The sequence below is a fragment of the Nonomuraea sp. LPB2021202275-12-8 genome, from assembly GCF_037044575.1.
In the GTDB taxonomy this organism is placed as follows: Bacteria; Actinomycetota; Actinomycetes; order Streptosporangiales; family Streptosporangiaceae; genus Nonomuraea.
In genome coordinates, this window is record NZ_JBAHWD010000001.1 from 286,899 (window position 1) to 301,827 (window position 14,929).

The 14,929-nt window shown below is 70.7% G+C and carries 15 protein-coding genes; 3 read left to right on the plus strand and 12 right to left on the minus strand.

The genetic code is table 11. The features are described from left to right. Window positions 1-3: 3 nt before the first annotated feature. Together V5E28_RS01385 and V5E28_RS01390 are read right to left on the minus strand one after the other, a co-directional pair. Window positions 4-1,731 carry a bifunctional sugar phosphate isomerase/epimerase/4-hydroxyphenylpyruvate dioxygenase family protein gene (locus V5E28_RS01385; protein ID WP_336204121.1) on the minus strand — a complete coding sequence of 576 codons (1,728 nt, stop codon included), beginning with the start codon at window positions 1,729-1,731 and terminating at the stop codon, window positions 4-6. 10 nt (window positions 1,732-1,741) lie between these two features. Further along, window positions 1,742-2,587 (minus strand): shikimate dehydrogenase, encoded by an 846-nt coding sequence (locus V5E28_RS01390; RefSeq protein ID WP_336204123.1) that lies wholly within the window; start codon window positions 2,585-2,587, stop codon window positions 1,742-1,744. Between the two features lie 361 nt (window positions 2,588-2,948). Between V5E28_RS01390 and V5E28_RS01395 the strand changes: the two genes are divergently transcribed. Continuing rightward, window positions 2,949-3,269 carry a hypothetical protein gene (locus V5E28_RS01395; RefSeq protein ID WP_336204124.1) on the plus strand — a complete coding sequence of 107 codons (321 nt, stop codon included), beginning with the start codon at window positions 2,949-2,951 and terminating at the stop codon, window positions 3,267-3,269. Here the strand turns inward: V5E28_RS01395 and V5E28_RS01400 are convergent. Continuing rightward, on the minus strand, window positions 3,257-4,390 hold the full coding sequence (locus V5E28_RS01400) for a hypothetical protein (protein ID WP_336204126.1): 1,134 nt from the start codon (window positions 4,388-4,390) through the stop codon (window positions 3,257-3,259). The genes V5E28_RS01395 and V5E28_RS01400 overlap by 13 nt on opposite strands. Before the next feature lie 120 nt (window positions 4,391-4,510). On the opposite strand from V5E28_RS01400, the gene V5E28_RS01405 reads away from it, so the two are divergent. Further along, on the plus strand, window positions 4,511-5,593 hold the full coding sequence (locus V5E28_RS01405; RefSeq protein ID WP_336204129.1) for a TetR/AcrR family transcriptional regulator: 1,083 nt from the start codon (window positions 4,511-4,513) through the stop codon (window positions 5,591-5,593). A gap of 23 nt (window positions 5,594-5,616) precedes the next feature. On the opposite strand, the gene V5E28_RS01410 is transcribed toward V5E28_RS01405, so the two are convergent. From V5E28_RS01410 to V5E28_RS01430, 5 genes are all read right to left on the minus strand, one after another. Next, window positions 5,617-6,243 (minus strand): transcriptional regulator, encoded by a 627-nt coding sequence (locus V5E28_RS01410; protein WP_336204132.1) that lies wholly within the window; start codon window positions 6,241-6,243, stop codon window positions 5,617-5,619. A 196-nt stretch (window positions 6,244-6,439) separates the two neighbouring features. Next, window positions 6,440-6,880 carry an SRPBCC family protein gene (locus V5E28_RS01415; protein ID WP_336204134.1) on the minus strand — a complete coding sequence of 147 codons (441 nt, stop codon included), beginning with the start codon at window positions 6,878-6,880 and terminating at the stop codon, window positions 6,440-6,442. Window positions 6,881-6,882: 2 nt separating this feature from the next. Continuing rightward, window positions 6,883-7,341, minus strand: coding sequence for a globin domain-containing protein (locus tag V5E28_RS01420; RefSeq protein WP_336204136.1), 459 nt, complete (start codon window positions 7,339-7,341; stop codon window positions 6,883-6,885). 43 nt (window positions 7,342-7,384) lie between these two features. Continuing rightward, window positions 7,385-8,107, minus strand: a complete 723-nt coding sequence (locus tag V5E28_RS01425) for a hypothetical protein (RefSeq protein ID WP_336204138.1) — start codon at window positions 8,105-8,107, stop codon at window positions 7,385-7,387. Between the two features lie 100 nt (window positions 8,108-8,207). Continuing rightward, window positions 8,208-8,528 (minus strand): PadR family transcriptional regulator, encoded by a 321-nt coding sequence (locus tag V5E28_RS01430; RefSeq protein ID WP_336204139.1) that lies wholly within the window; start codon window positions 8,526-8,528, stop codon window positions 8,208-8,210. Between the two features lie 150 nt (window positions 8,529-8,678). On the opposite strand from V5E28_RS01430, the gene V5E28_RS01435 reads away from it, so the two are divergent. Beyond that, window positions 8,679-9,707, plus strand: a complete 1,029-nt coding sequence (locus tag V5E28_RS01435; protein ID WP_336204141.1) for a LacI family DNA-binding transcriptional regulator — start codon at window positions 8,679-8,681, stop codon at window positions 9,705-9,707. A gap of 9 nt (window positions 9,708-9,716) precedes the next feature. Here V5E28_RS01435 and V5E28_RS01440 read toward each other — a convergent pair whose 3' ends face one another. From V5E28_RS01440 to V5E28_RS01455, 4 genes are read right to left on the minus strand one after another with little or no spacing between them, the layout of a single operon-like run. Then, a complete protein-coding gene (locus tag V5E28_RS01440; protein ID WP_336204143.1) occupies window positions 9,717-10,622 on the minus strand; it encodes a carbohydrate ABC transporter permease in 906 nt (301 codons plus the stop codon). Continuing rightward, window positions 10,619-11,518 carry a carbohydrate ABC transporter permease gene (locus V5E28_RS01445; protein WP_336204144.1) on the minus strand — a complete coding sequence of 300 codons (900 nt, stop codon included), beginning with the start codon at window positions 11,516-11,518 and terminating at the stop codon, window positions 10,619-10,621. The genes V5E28_RS01440 and V5E28_RS01445 overlap by 4 nt, the downstream gene beginning before the upstream one ends. 1 nt (window position 11,519) lies before the next feature. Further along, window positions 11,520-12,884 (minus strand): ABC transporter substrate-binding protein, encoded by a 1,365-nt coding sequence (locus V5E28_RS01450; protein WP_336204146.1) that lies wholly within the window; start codon window positions 12,882-12,884, stop codon window positions 11,520-11,522. A gap of 11 nt (window positions 12,885-12,895) precedes the next feature. Next, entirely contained in the window at window positions 12,896-14,764 is a 1,869-nt protein-coding gene (locus tag V5E28_RS01455) for a glycoside hydrolase family 127 protein (protein ID WP_336204149.1), read from the minus strand. Window positions 14,765-14,929 lie beyond the last annotated feature (165 nt).

A 14,929-nucleotide genomic window follows, 5' to 3' on the forward strand; every position in this document is an offset into this window, starting at 1 on the left:
ATCTTAGTTACTGCGCGCATGCTGTACGGCGAGCCGGATGGGGGCGTTGACGGCGCCGTAGCCCTCGTATCCGCCGATCCGCTGGACGAGCTCGAAGAAGACGCGCCCCACGGTGACCGTGTACAGGTGCAGGAACTCGCCGCCCTGCTCGTCCCGGTCGTACAGCACGCCGAGGCGGCGCAGCTCGGGATCGACCTCGTGGCGGGCCTCCAGGTCGTCGTAGTAGTTGGCGGGGACGGGCAGGAGCAGGTCGGGATGCTCCTCGCGCAGCCTGCGGGCCACGGCCATGATGTCGTCGCAGGCCAGCGCGACATGCTGCCACGGGACGTCGCCGCCGCCGACCTGGGCGATGTTCAGCACCATGCGGACCACCCCGTCGGGCGCCGACATGGCCTTGCTGCGCAGCAGCCCGTACGGGTCGGGCAGCTCCAGGCTCTCCTGCGGGCGCAGACCGAGCACACTGCGGTAGAACAGCGCCGCCTCGTCGAAGTGGTGCCACGGCTGCGTCAGCGCCACATGGTCGATGCCGGTGACCTCCCCCGGGATCCGCCGGTCCGGCGCGAAGTCGGACAGCCAGGCGCTGTGGCTGAAGAAGATCTCGGTTCCGTCCGGGGCGGCCACCGCGTCCAGGGGCGCCTCCTCCGGCGCGCGCTCGCGCGGCAGGACGGGCGACAGCAGCGACTCGGCGTGCTTGACCGCGCCCGCCGGGTCGGGACTGTCCAGCCCGATCGCCACCAGCGCGGGGGTCGTGCCGGTGGCGTTCAGCAGCAGCCGTGCGCCGCCCTGCTCCCACAGCTCGACCGGTTTCGTGGGATGGGTCCCGGTGCGGGCGAAGCCGAGCGCGCCCAGCACCTCGCCGAGCGCCCCGGTGTCGGCCAGCTCGGCGAAGGCGAACCCGGTCGGGATCGCCGGATGCGCGCCGCCGCCCAGGGAGGCCTCCAGAGCGATGAGCGAGCGCATGCCGTCACGTGCGGTGCGCCCGGTGTCGGCCTGCCGGAAGTGGTCGTTGAACACCTCCAGCGACAGCGGCCCGGCATACCCCGCGTTGAGCACGTGGCCGACCAGCCCGGCCACGTCGAAGCCGCCCTGGCCGGGGAAGCAGCGGTAGTGCCGGCTCCACTGCAGCACGTCCATGGCCAGCAACGGCGCGTCCGCCAGTTGCAGGAAGAAGATCTTCTCGCCGGGGATCGCCTCGATGCCGATCGGGTCGGAGCCGCGCGACAGGATGTGGAAGCTGTCCAAGCAGACGCCCAGGCTGGGGTGGTCCGCCATGCGGACGATCCGCCAGGCGTGCAGATACTCGTCGACGTGCCGCCCCCACGCGAGAGCCTCGTACGCGATGCGCACGCCATGCTGGGCGGCCCGCTCGGCCAGCATCCGCAGCTGCGCGGCGGCCAGCTCGTCGTCGCCGATCGCGTGCGGCGAGACGTTCGAGCAGACCAGCAGCAGGTCCGCGCCCAGCCGCTCCATGACCTCGAACTTGCGCTCCGCCCGGCGCAGGTTGCGCGCGAGCAGGTCGGCGGGCACCGCCTCGAAGTCGCGGAACGGCTGGTAGAGATCGATCGACAAGCCCAGGTCGGCAGCCTGTTCCCGGATGCGCTCCGGCGGCAGCGGACAGGTCAGCAGGTCGTTGTCGAAGATCTCCACCCCGTCGAACCCGGCGGTGGCGATGGCCGCGAGCTTCTCGGTCAGCGTGCCGCTCACCGAGACGGTGGCGATGGACTTACGCACGGCTCCTCCTTCAGACGGCCACGAGGTCGGTCAAGTGGGCGAGCATCCGCTCGGCGTCCGGCTCCCGGCCGGTGAACAGGCGGAAGGCGTGCACGGCCTGGAAGACGACCATGCCGCCGCCGTCCAGCGTCCGGCAGCCCAGTGCCCGCGCCTGCTTCAGCAGCTCCGTCTCCAGTGGCCGGTAGACGATGTCGGCCACCCACAGGCCCGGATGCAGCAGCGACGCGGGCAGCGGCAGTCCCGGATGATGGGCCATCCCTGTCGGGGTCGCGTGCGCCAGGCCGTCGGCCTCGGCCAGCAGCTCGGGCAGCTCCGCGGGGGTCGCGTGCCGCGCGCGCCCGGGGCCGAAACGCCCGCTCAGCTCCGCGGCCAGGGCGGCGGCGCGCGCCAGGTCCTCATCGACCACGGTGATCCGATCGGCGCCCAGGGTGAGCAGCGCGTGGGCGACCGCCGCCCCCGCTCCCCCGGCGCCGAGCTGAACGACCCGGCGGGTAGGAGCGTCGGGCAGCCCCCGGGCGAACGACTCGGCGAAGCCCGTCCAGTCGGTGTTGTGGCCGGTGGCGCGCTCGCCGTCGAAGACCACCGTGTTGACCGCCCCCAGCATGCGGGCGTCCGGCGACAGGTCGTCCAGATGCGGGATGACGCTCTGCTTGCACGGGTGGGTGATGTTGAGCCCGTCGTAGCCGAAGCGGCGGGCGGTGCGTACCAGCTCCCCCACGTCCAGCCCGAGGCGGTCGGTGTCGAGCAGCCGGTAGACGTAGTGCAGCCCGTGGTGAGCGGCCTCCCGCTCGTGCAACGGCGGGCTCAGCGAGGGGCCGATGCCCGAGCCGATCAACCCGGTCAGGAACGAGGCCATCAGTTCTTCCTTTCAGCGGGTACGGCCGGAGCGGGACACGGCTCGCGGAGTGCCGACCAGGGTGGGTAGGGCCTGTTGAGGGCCGGTACGGGGGACATGACTCTCTAATGTACGTACTAGTGAGTTAGGTGACTAGACGTGAACCGGTACCGTGCCAACACATTTGCGGACCGCGCCCGCCCGACCGGCGTCAGCCAGGCCGTCCGGACGCCCCCGGCCCCATCCGGCCACGATGATCAACGCCAGGAGGCGGCGTCGGGGCAGCCCGGTTTCCCGATGCGGAGGGCTGTTCCAGGAGCACCTCTCGGACGGGAGGATGTGACCAGGTAGCCGCACCGCCGCTCCCGTTCCGGAGGCCCTGTTGTCACTGCCCCGCGTACTGCTCGTCCTGGCGTTGCTCGCGCTCGCCCTGGGGCTGGGAGCCGGCTTCATGCCGCTGACCGCCCAGGACCAGCGGTGCGGATCGAGCTTCATCCCCTCCGGTGACGACCCGGTCGAGCCCTTCCTCGGAAACGGCATCTCGACGGTGTCTCGGTGCGAGTTCATCCGGAAGTTTCTGCGCGTGCCCGCACTCGTGGCCCTCGTCGTCGGCTTCGGGCTGCTCATCGGCTGGGGCCTGACGCGCAACAGAGGCAGGCGCGAGCCATGGCCACAGGGGCGGCCTCCCTATCACGGCCCGTGATCGGACGGCGGGTGCGGCTCACGTCTCCCCCCTGTGAAGGCCCGAAGCCGCAGCCGCGCCGCCACGTCGGCGGCCACCCAGGCGTGGAAGTCGTCGTCCCGGTCGAGGTCCGCCCGCGCCGTCCGGCACCACTGCTCACTGTCGAGCACCGCGAGGTAGTGCCGCACGAGGCGATCGCGTTGCCCGGAGGTGCAGCCGGCCCGCTCCGGCGGATTGCTCGCCAGCCGATCGGCGAGCACCGCGGCGCTGACGTACCTGCCCACGGTCGGGCTCTGGCGGGCGAGGTGACCGGCGTGCGCCTCCAGGACCGCGCGGGCCGGCGGGTAGCCCGCCAGGGTCAGGCCCATCCCGGCGCAGTCGGCCATGGACCCCAGCAGCCGGCTGGTGTGGTCGACCAGGGCGTCGTCGACGTCCGGACCGATGATCGCCTCGTGCAGGTGAGCGGCCGTGGCGACCTTGCCCGCGAAGTAGCCGTTGAGGAAGTGGCCGTCGCAGGAATGACGCAGCAGCCACGCGCGCGCCGCGTCGCTCAGGCCCCACCCGCAGAGCTCCTCGACGACGTAGACCCGGCCCCAGCCGGCCACCCTCTGGGCCAGCCACAACAGCGCCTCGCCGCCGCCCCGGCGGCGCAGGGCCTTGGCTGCCAGCGGGCCGAAGCGGTTGGACAGCAGCCCGATCGTCCGGATCAGCTCGGTGTCCTCCTCGGCCCAGTCGGCGGCCAGCAGCGCCAGCCCCACGATGACCGAGCACCGGTCGGTGCCGTGCCGGACCAGCCATCGGCCGGTCCGCTGGACCCGCTGCCGGTCCGCGCGCAGAGCCGCGGCGGCGATGTGCTCGTTGTGCTGGATCGGGACGTGGACGTCGTGGAAGGCGTCGGCGAGCTCGCTGGGCGGTGCGTCACCGGCGAAGTGCGCGTCCAGGACGGCGGCCACGTCCGCGCCCTGGGACCGTGGATCCTCCGGCGTCCGCGGACCGGTCCGGCGGCGGTGCGGGTCTTCGTCGGGATACGGCTCGCCCTCGCGGGCGAGGGGCGCGTCCGGGCTCTGGCGGTGCAGGCGCAGTGCGTGGTCGAAGAGGGTGATCTGGGGTCCGAGCGGCTGGGGCTCGGTCGTCTCGCTCACCGGCGGACGGCGGACTCGATTCTCTCGATCATGCGACGAAGGATGCCAGCCTCCAACCGCGGGAGGCAAGCGAGCCCGAAGGTCACAACCCTGTATCATTCAGATGATAAGAACATCTGAATGCCGATCGGAAGGGCGCCCATGGCCAGGCTGACCCGCGCACAGCAGCAGGAACGCACCCGAGCGGCCGTGCTGGCCGCAGCGCAGGAGGAGTTCGCCCAGCGCGGATACGCCGACGCCAAGGTCGACCGGATCGCGGAGCGGGCCGAGCTGACCCGTGGCGCGGTCTACTCGAACTTCCCGAGCAAGCGCGCCCTCTACCTGGCGGTCCTGGTCGACTCGATCGAGCACCCGGACGTGGCTGAGGCCCAGTCGCCACCCGGCCTCGCAGAGACGGTGAGCGCGTTCGCGCGGGTCTGGCTCGAACGGCTGCCCTTGACCGGCGACACGCCCGCCGGCGGCAAGCTGCAGCTGCGCTCGCTGGCCGGGGTGTTCGACGACGAGCCGGGTCGCACCGCGCTGGCGCAGGTCACCAGACTGGAGGCGCTGCTGCTCGGGCTCGCGCTGGAGTCGCACCCGCCGCACGACACGCGGCGGGTCCGGCTGGCCGAGCTGGTCCTCACGCTGCTGAGCGGAGCCGGCCACCTGGCGGACACGGCGCCCGGATTCGGTGACCCCTTCGACGTGGCATGCGCCTGCCGGCACCTGGTCGGCCTCGATCTCGCCGACACGTGGGACCCGCCGCACCTGCCCTTCGTCGCTCCCGCCCGACCTGTCCGGCGCGCCTGGGAGCCGCCGCCGGAGTTGCCGGATCTGATCAACGATCGGGAGGCCGGATTCGACGCCGACGGGGTGATCGCGGTGCTCGGCGCCGGCCGGCTGGAGGCCGCCGAGGAGGCGGTCCGCGCCGCCCGGCCCGGCGACCGGATCACCGTGGCCGTGGTGACGAGCGATCCCGCCGAGATCGGTCGTCTGGTGCGGCTCAGGGTCGGCGACCTGGTGGAGAGCCTGCGACGGGTGTCCGCGCCGGACGCCTGGCCGGGGCTCCAGCTCGTCCTCGACGACCGCGCCGCCATCGCGTCGGCCGTCGGCCTCGCGGACGTCGACGACGCCACCGAGGCCGCGGTGCGCGTCCGGGCGGGCAGGATCTTCGCCGACGCCCAGGGCCGGGGCGCCGCCTACGCGGTGGCGACCGCTTCATGAGGGACGTCGCGCGCCGGGACGCGTCAGTGTCGCGGGATGCCCAGGGTGACGAGCAGGTCTTCGTGAAGCTGGAACCACACGCTGTGGTAGGAGGCGGTGCTGTCCGTCACGTAGTCGAGCGCCCCGGACCTGGCGCGTATGAGCGCGCCGGTGAGCCGCATCCGATACCGCTCGAACCGGAGCACCACCGCGGCCAGGTCCGCGCAGACGGCATCGGCACGCCGGTGGAGGTCGGTGAGCCGGTCCAGGACCCGGGAATCGTAGGCCGAGTCCGTGTGGTCGTTGAGCGTCGCTACACCGTCGACGGATCGCAGCTGCCAGGCCCCGCACAGATCGAGCAGCTCCGGGTTGAGCACGAGGAACTCGTCGAAGGCGGCCGTCACCGCCGCCCGGGCGCCGGCCGTGTCCAGCTCGTCGGAGATCCGCTCGGCATCGGCGGCATGCCCTGCCTCGGTGAGGCCCCATCCGCCGAAGTCGCCCGACACGTGCGTGACGAGACCCGCCACGGCGAGATCGATCAGCTCGGATTCGACGTCGGACTCGGAGAGTCCGGCAGCCTCGGAGACCCGGGCGAGGCTGGTGAACCCGACGCAGCGAAGGGTGTGCAACACCAGCAAGTCCGTGCTGGTCGGCTGGGGCAGGTTCGACACGCGGACAGGCTACACCGATGACCTGGATCCACCCGCTCTCGGCGGAGGCCGAGGAGAGCGCGAGCGTCCTCGGCTGCATGGGCCGACGCGGTCTCAGGCGGCGACTCCGACGGTGACGAGGTGGCACGTCTCACGGCGGCGCGAGCCGTACTGACGGCTCGACCGCCGGCGAGCAGGCCTGGCGGTGGGACCCCTTTCACAGGGTGCGGGCGCGGTCCGCGAGGACGCCCGCGCGGGCGAGCTGGACCTCCCGCGCCTTGCGGGCGGCGTACCGCAGGACCGGGCCGAACGTCGCATGCACCGTCAGGACGTCCTCGACCCGCGTCCCCGCACCGTGGGCGGCCAGCCCGAACCGGTAGCCGAGCCGCACCCCGCCCGGACTGTCCACCTCCCCCTCGACGCCCTCCCCGGTGGGACGGAGCGTCACCTCGATCAGGTTGTCGTATCTGAGAAAGCCGAAGAACCGGAACCGCTCCACCGACACGAACCGGGTCTGGCCGGGCTCGCGCCGCACCTCCCGCACCGCGACCACCAGCGGCGACAGGCCGACATAGCTGGACGGCTCGCTCAGATGGGCGAGCACCGCGGACGGCGGGGCGGTGACCTGGAAGACGTTGCGCAACTCGATGCCAGGCATTCTCAACGCCCCCCTTCGAGCCCGTCCCAGGACCAGCGCGGCACCGGCAGGCCGGTCGGGACCCGGGCGTCGTGCGGCGAGTAGGAGAGCACCTCCCGCACGGCCCACGTCATGTACGCGCGCAGGGCGGCGCGCAGGTCCGGATCGCCGGGCAGCCCGGCGTCGTCGATCGCCCCCAGGAAGCAGTCAAGGAAACGTTTTCCCAGGTCGTCCTCCATGCCGTTGCCCGCATGGAGGCGGAGCATCGCCGAATGATCGTCGCCGGTCCCCGAACAGCCGCCGGGCCCGCCGAACACCTCACCCCAGTAGCCGGCCAGCCGCCGCACGTGCTCGGGATGCGTGCCCCGGGAGAACGGGTGGTTCAGCACCGGGTCGAGCAGGCATCGCCGGTGGTGGGCGGCGGCCAAGGCCAGGAACGCCTGCTCGCCGCCCGCGAACTCGAAGATGGAAGGCCGCGTCATGCCGCGACTCTGCCACAGGGCGCGACCCCGGGGAATCGGCGTCTCAGCTGCCGCGCGCCGGCTCCGGTGCCGGGAATCCGGTGTGGCGGCGGTGGCGCCAGGTCGCGCCGAGGAGGCCGAAGGGCAGGCCCCACAGGGGCAGGATGGTCAGCAACCAGATGGATTCGGTGAGGCTCATGCCGTCGGGCAGATGCTTGAGCGATTCTCCGTCCAGGAGCGTCCGCCCGTAGGTGTGGCTCACGTACAGCCAGGCGAACACGCCCACGACGAACAGCACCAGGGTGCCCGCCACCGTCGCCCACACGGCGGCCTGGAGTCCGGCGCGGACCGACCGGCCGGCCGTCGCGGCGATGGCCGAGCAGGTGAAGAGGATCGCCGGCGGGCCGAGGAGGAGGAAGAGCGCGACGCCCTGGGTGGTGTCGCCGCCGCGGACGGCCTCCCCCGCCAGCGCGAGCCCGAGGGCCAGCGCGCCGCCGAGGCCGAACCACAGCGACGGGCGGTCGGCGATCAGCCAGCGGGGCGGCATGAGCGCCACCGCCGCGCACGCGGCCAGCACGACGGCGAAAAGGATCTCGTCGCCGGCTCCGAGGGCGATCGCCGCGGTCCGCTCGACCAGGACGAGGTACACGGCGAGCGCGACGCATCCCACCACGCCGGCCACGATCAGCGCGTACGGGGTACGCCGGACGACGGGCTGCGCGCGCGCCATCGTCCACACCGCGGCCAGGCCGAGCAGCGCGGTGAAGGTCAGCGCGAAGACGCGCATCTCAGGCAGGACGTAGCCGACCGCGAACCAGGCCGCGAGGGCGCGAACAGCAGGAAGACCACCGCGATGCCGATGACCGTCGGGTAGGGTCCTTCGCCCATCACGCGCTCCCCGCCAGCGGGTCCAGTCGTGGGCGCGCCGGCACGGGATCGGCCGGCGCGGCCAGGGCGCCGGCCATCTGCAGGCCGGGGCCGGTGAGCCGGTAGAGGTGCCGGGGCGGGCGGCCGGCGGGGGGCTCGCTCTCCCAGGAGGTTTCGAGCAGGCCCCGATCGGCGAGCCGGATGAGGATCGGATACATCGAGCCGGCCTTGATGCCGAGCTGACGGCACAGTTCGTAGCCGTGGCGCCATTCGGCAGGCCGCTCGGCAAGGGTGAGCATCACCGCCACCGTCTGCGCGGACGGCCGTCTGGAACGGGTCATAAATTAACTCTATCTATATAGAGTTAATTCGTCCAGGGCCGCCGAACTGCGGGGAATAGGTTTGCGCAAACGAGATATAGGGTGTCATACAGCACTGGTGTTGAGCTGCTCGTGTGCTTCACCCTGAAGCCGGCGGGAAAGGACCGACGATTGGCCGACCCTTCGGAGCAGGCGGCGAAACCGGCCACGATCAGGGACGTCGCGGCCGCCGCGGCCGTCTCCATCGGCACCGCGTCCAAGGCGCTGAACGGCCGCGGCCGGATGCGGGACGAGACCCGCGACCGGGTGTTCGCCGCCGCCGAACGTCTCGGTTTCCGGCCCAATCCCCTGGCCCAGGGACTGCTGGCAGGCAGGACCCACGCGGTCGGCCTCGTCACGAGCGACAGCTACGGACGGTTCAGCATCCCGGTGATGCTGGGCGCGGAGGACGCCCTGGGCTCCGGGCAGATCTCGGTGTTCCTCTGCGACACCAGGGACGATCCCATCAGGGAGCGCCACTATCTGGAGCGGCTGCTCGCCCGGCGCGTCGAGGGGATCATCGTCACCGGCCGCCGCACCGAGCCGCGCCCGAGCATAGGCCGCCGCCTGCCGGTCCCGGTCGTCTACGCGATGACCCAGTCCACCGACGAGTCGGACTTCTCCATCATCCCCGACGACCAGGGCGGCGGGGCCCTCGCCACCCGCCACCTGCTGGCGACCGGCCGCACCCGCATCGGGCACATCACCGGCCCCGAAGGGTTCCAGGCGGCACGCGAGCGGGCGATCGGCCTGCACACCGCGCTCGCCGAGGCGGGCCGGGAACCCGCCGGCGAGATCCTCTTCGGCCAGTGGAGCGAAGAATGGGGGCGCCAGGGGGCCGACATCCTCCTGCACGCCGCTCCCGAGGTGGACGCGATCTTCTGCGGCAGCGACCAGATCGCTCGTGGGGTCGCCGAGACGCTGCGCGAGCGAGGCAGGAGAGTCCCCGACGACGTGGCTCTGGTCGGCTTCGACAACTGGGAGCCGATGGCACTCGGCTGCCGCCCGCCGCTGACCACCGTCGACATGAACCTCGGCGAGATCGGCCGCATCGCCGCCCGCCATCTGCTCGACGCCATCGCCGGCAGGCCGACCGCGGGCGGCGTGCTGACCGTGCCCGCCACCCTGGTTCCGCGCGCCTCGACCAGACGCAGCACCTGAGCCGCGGGCTCAGTTCTTGACGCCGGTGAGGGTGACGCCTTCGATGAAGTAGCGCTGCAGGAAGAAGAACAGCGCGATGATCGGGACGATGACGGCGGCGGAGGCGGCCATCAGATAGCCCCACTGGGTGATGAAGATGCTCTGGAACGAGGCCAGACCGAGGGAGAGCGTGTATTTCTCCTCGTCGTTGAGATAGAGCAGCGGCCCGAGGAAGTCGTTCCAGGTTCCGATGAAGGTGAAGATGGTCACCACGACGATCGCCGGCTTCGACAGCGGCATGACGATCGTCCAGAAGACCCGCCACGGCGACGCCCCGTCGATGTAGGCGGCCTCGTCCAGCTCGAACGGGATCGTCAGGAAGAACTGACGCAGCAGGAAGACGTTGAACACCCCGCCTCCCGCTCCGGCGAACCAGCTCGGCACGGTGAGCGGGATGATGGAGTCGAGCGCGCCGAGCTCCTGCCACATGACGAAGGTCGGGATGAGTGTCACGGCGTACGGGAGCATCACCCCGCTCAGCAGGACCGCGAAGGCGATGTTCCGGCCCCGCCAGCGCAGCCGGGAGAAGCTGAAGGCGGCGATCGAGCAGGTGAGCACCGTCCCCAGCACGCTGATGACGGCGATGACCACCGTGTTGACGAAGTACAGCCAGAACGGCTGAGCGGTGAGCGCCTCACCGAAGTTGGACCACTGGACCGGCGAAGGGATCCACTCGGGCGGCGCGACGAACATCTGGGCGTCCTGCATCAGCGCGCTGCGCACCAGCCAGACGAAGGGCAGCAGGGTCGGCACGGCCCCGGCGACGAGCGCGAGATACAGCAGCGCCTTGCCGTACCTCCGCGGCCGGCGCAGACCCGCCGTGGGAGCGACGCGCCCGGTGCGCGGCTCGCGCGGCGGCGCCGTGACAGCGGTCATCGGGCACCTGCCATCTCGTAGTAGACCCAGCGGCGGGCGTTCCTGAACATCAGGAACGTGATCACCATAATGATCATGAAGAGCACCCAGGCGAGCGCGCTGGCGTAGCCCATCTCGCTCTCTCTGAAAGCCTTGCGGAACAGGTAGTAGACGTAGAAGAGGGTGGCGTTGTTCGGTCCGCCCTCGGTCATCACATATGCCTGGTTGAACACCTGGAACGTGCCGACCACGCCGACCACCAGGTTGTAGAAGATGGTCGGCGTCATCATGGGCAGCGTCACATGCCAGAAGCGCCGCAGCGGGCCGCCGCCGTCGATCGACACGGCCTCGTACAGGTGTCTCGGCACTCCCTGCAGGCCGGCCAGGAAGATCACCATGGTGTTGCCGAAGCCCCACGTGCTCATGATGATCAGCGACGGGATGGCCGTCGCCTCGTCGTAGATCCACTGTCCGGTCGGCAGCCCGGCCTGGCGCAGCAGCGAGTTGAGCAGCCCGAAGTCGGGATTGAAGATCCAGATCCACAGGACCACGTTGGCGATCGCCGGCACGAGCGTCGGCAGGTAGAAGATGGTCCGCCACAGGGGCAGGCCGCGCACCTTCTGGTTGAGCAGCATGGCGACCGCGAAGGACACGATCAGGACGAGCGGGACCGCGCCGAGCGTGTAGTAGGTGGTGGCGCCGAGCGACTTCCAGAACAGCTCGTCGCCGGCCATCTCGGTGTAGTTGCTCAGCCCCACGAACGAGGGCGTGCCGCCGACCTGCCAGTCCGTCAGGCTGAACGCGAAGGAGGCGACCATCGGACCGGCCGTGAAGATCGCGAATCCGAGGATGGCGGGGACCGCCATGAGCAGGCCCCAGCGCCGCTCCATGCGGCGCTGGCCGGACATGCCGGGCATCTCACATCTCCTGGGTGTGGTGCCAGCCCTGCAGCATGCCGGTGATCTTCGGGGTGACCGCCTTGAGGATCGCGGCGGCGGGCTGCTTGCCGGACTCGATCTCCTGCAGGGCGGGGGTGAGGACGTCGCTGGAGATCGCCGAGAGGTTCTTCACCCGGTTGCGCAGGTCGGGCACGCCATGCTCGCGCGCGTAGTCGACGACGGCCGTCCTGAACTCCGGCGGATGGCCGTCGTTCTTGGTCCAGGAGTCGATGGCCGCCTGGTCCTCGTAGTACTTCTTCTCCTGGGGCATCCACAGCCCCTGCTCGTACAGGTCGACGTGGCGCGGGTCGATGTGGAAGGCGAACAGCTCCACCGCCTCCTCCACGTGCTTGGTCCCGGCGAACACCGAGGACGCGCCCGCCACCTGCGAGGTGGTGAAGGGCTCGCCGTACTTCGGCAGCACGCCGATGCCGTAGTCGACCTTGCTCGCGTTCATGTCGAGCAGCGCCCAGTGCCCGTCGACCACCATGGCCACCCGCTTGGTCTTGAGCAGGATGTTGGTCCCCGGCACGTCGTCGCCGGTCGCGGCGAGCTGGCCGGGGCCGGGGGCGACGCGGTGCTTGTACACCAGGTCCTGCAGGTTCTGGAACACCCGGATCGCCTCGGGGCTGTCCAGCAGGCACTTCCTGCCCGCCTCGTCGGCGAAGTCGGCGCCGTTGCTGCGTAAGAACCCGTACCACGCCGCCGCGTAGGTGACGCTGATGGAGATGCCGAACTGCCGGACCTGCTTGGGGTCGAACCCGGACTCGTCGGGATGCCTGCCGTTCTGATCGATGGTCAGCTTGTAGGCGTTCTCCACGAGCTGGTCCCACGACCAGGCCGAGGCGGCCACCGCCGGCGGTGGCGTGATGCCCGCCTCGGCGATCGCCGCCTTGCTGTACCACAGCAGCTCGATCTCGTTCGCGGTGGAGACCCCGTGCAGCTTGTCCGGCCCGTACCACAGGTAGGCGTCCGGCAGATAGCCGGCGAGCTGCGGATACTTCTTCAGGTACGGGAAGAGGTTGACCAGCTTGCCCTGCTCGGCCAGCCGGAACGACATCGACATCGGCACGTAGCCGAGGTCCGGCATCCGGCCGCCGGCCACCAGGGTGTTGAGCTTGACGTCGTACTCGTCGGGGGTGAAGAGCGGCTTGACGTCGATCCCCGGCTTCTGCTGCTCGAAGGCCTGGAGCATCTTCTCGACGGCCGTCTTCTCGAACGTGGAGCCCCAGTACATGAACTGCAGCTGCCGAGCCGCCTTGGTCTCGCCCCCCGAGCCACAGGCCGCCGCGGCCGCGCCCAGGGCGGCCAGCCCACCCATCCTGAACAGGTCTCTTCTCTTCATGTGCGTCTTCCTTACGCGAGGGGTATCCAGACCCGCATGACGCCGCCGTCGCGGTTGTCCCACTGGTGGTAGGGGACGGCCGTGGCGGTGGCGGGGGTGCCGGCCGGGAGGTCGGTGGGGGCGGTGGCGTAGGGCAGGCCGTGCGGTGGTGCGGCGGGCAGCCGGACGGCGTCCGCCTCGATCTGCACGGTCCTGCCGATGCCGGGCAGATCGCGCTCGACGGCACGCAGCCGCGTGCCCGGAGTGAGCGCCAGGTCCTCGATGTCGGCGTCCTGGTCGGCCTGCTCGAAGCAGTAGACGAGCGGGCCGCGCTCGATGGCCGCGCACCCTCGCAGCGCGTCGATCCTGCGGTGCGGCAGGGTCAGCCGGGGTGACATGTCCAGGTCGAGAACGTAGGTGTCGCCCGGCTTCCAGGCGCGGCGGATCTCGGCGTATCCGTCCGCGTTCGGGATGAGTTCCCCGGAAGCGCTCCAGGCGGGCACGCGCAGTTTGAGCGTCCATTCGGTGCCCGGCGCGCTCCGCACGGTGAACCGCACGCGCCCGTCCCACGGGTAGTCGGTCTCGACGGCGAGCGTGACGCCGCCGGCCCGGATAATTCCCGGCACGTACTGGTGCACCGACAGCCCCTCGGCATCGGTGGTGGCGACGTAGTGGCCGAGCGAGGAGACCAGCCGCATGATGTTCGGCGGGCAGCAGGCGCACGCGAACCACTCCCGGCGCCGGCCCAGGTAGGCGTCCTCGAACAGGTCGGCGCGGCGCTGCAGGGGGTTCACGTAGAAGAACCGGGTGCCGTCGGCGGACGTGGACGCGGCGAACGCGTTGTAGAGGGTGCGCTCGATCAGGTCGGCGTAGCGGCCCTGACCGGTGGCGAGCAGCAACCGCCAGTTCCAGTGGATGCTCGCGATGGCCGCGCAGCTCTCGTTGTAGGAGCGGTCGGGCGGGAGCTCGTAACGCTCGCCGAACGCCTCACCGTCGTGTCGCGAGCCGTGGCCGCCGGTGATGGAGGTCTTGGTGGCGACCATGTCCTCCCAGCGGCCCACCGAGCACTCCAGCAGCGACTCGTCGCCCGTCTCCAGATAGAGGTCGACGATGCCCGCTTCCAGGTAGAGCTGGCGCACGGCATGCCCGACCGCGGTGTCGGCCTCACGGACCGGCAGGTGGTCCTGGGCGTAGAGCGGACCCATGCCGCTGTCGGCGATGAGCCCCTTGCCCCGGTTGTCGACCAGCTTGCGCGCGAGCTCCAGGTAGGACCGCTCCTGGGTGAGCCGGTAGAGCTCGACCAGGGCCGTCTCGACCTCGGCGTGCCCGTCGATGCCGTCGTCGCCGCCGGTGAGAAACCTGTTTACCAGGAGGTCGGCGAACCGGCGGGCGACGGCCAGGAGCGCGTCGCCGCAACCCGCCCTCGCCGCGGCCACCGCCGCCTGGAACAGGTGGCCGGCGCAGTACATCTCGTGGCTGTACTCGAGCTCGGCGAAGATCTTGTCCGGCTTCACCGTCTGGTAGTGCGAGTTCAGATAACCGTCCGGGCGCTGCGCCCGGGACAGCAGCGCGGCCGACTCGTCGATGAAGGCGCGGTAGGCGTCGCCGGGCTGCCGGCAGTGCTCCCAGGCGACCGCCTCCAGCTGCTTGTACAGGTCCGAGTCCTGGAAACGGTAGCCCCGGAAGGACCCGCTCCCCTCACCCGCGGCCAGCCTCAGGTTGGGCACCGCCCCCGACCGCTCCATCCGGTCCAGGCCGAGCGGGATGCTGGCGTCCCGATTGATCCGCTGCCAGCGCCCCAGCGGACCTCCCTCGATGTCGACGTCGTCGACGCTCAGCGGGCGCTGCGCCCCGGCGGAAGGTGCGAGGGGACCGCGGACGCGGTCACCGAACTCAGACATCGTGCTCCTAGAAGCTGAGAATAGGTTTTCTCAGTCGCAATGTAGGATGTGATACATCACCGGGTCAATAGCCGTGTCCCGCGAGGCCGCACCGGGAAAACAGTTGCGCAGGTTGCCCAACGGCCCTTGGTGGCCCAGTTTTCGAAAACCTTTTCTTCGTTATGA

Bases quoted from the DNA above. Each gene is read 5' to 3' on its own strand.
- V5E28_RS01390 (WP_336204123.1), bottom strand. From the start codon at position 2,587: ATGGCCTCGTTCCTGACCGGGTTGATCGGCTCGGGCATCGGCCCCTCG.
- V5E28_RS01405 (WP_336204129.1), top strand. From the start codon at position 4,511: ATGCCGATCGGAAGGGCGCCCATGGCCAGGCTGACCCGCGCACAGCAG.
- V5E28_RS01415 (WP_336204134.1), bottom strand. From the start codon at position 6,880: ATGCCTGGCATCGAGTTGCGCAACGTCTTCCAGGTCACCGCCCCGCCG.
- V5E28_RS01420 (WP_336204136.1), bottom strand. From the start codon at position 7,341: ATGACGCGGCCTTCCATCTTCGAGTTCGCGGGCGGCGAGCAGGCGTTC.
- V5E28_RS01425 (WP_336204138.1), bottom strand. From the start codon at position 8,107: ATGCGCGTCTTCGCGCTGACCTTCACCGCGCTGCTCGGCCTGGCCGCG.
- V5E28_RS01430 (WP_336204139.1), bottom strand. From the start codon at position 8,528: ATGACCCGTTCCAGACGGCCGTCCGCGCAGACGGTGGCGGTGATGCTC.
- V5E28_RS01440 (WP_336204143.1), bottom strand. From the start codon at position 10,622: ATGACCGCTGTCACGGCGCCGCCGCGCGAGCCGCGCACCGGGCGCGTC.
- V5E28_RS01445 (WP_336204144.1), bottom strand. From the start codon at position 11,518: ATGCCCGGCATGTCCGGCCAGCGCCGCATGGAGCGGCGCTGGGGCCTG.
- V5E28_RS01450 (WP_336204146.1), bottom strand. From the start codon at position 12,884: ATGAAGAGAAGAGACCTGTTCAGGATGGGTGGGCTGGCCGCCCTGGGC.
- V5E28_RS01455 (WP_336204149.1), bottom strand. From the start codon at position 14,764: ATGTCTGAGTTCGGTGACCGCGTCCGCGGTCCCCTCGCACCTTCCGCC.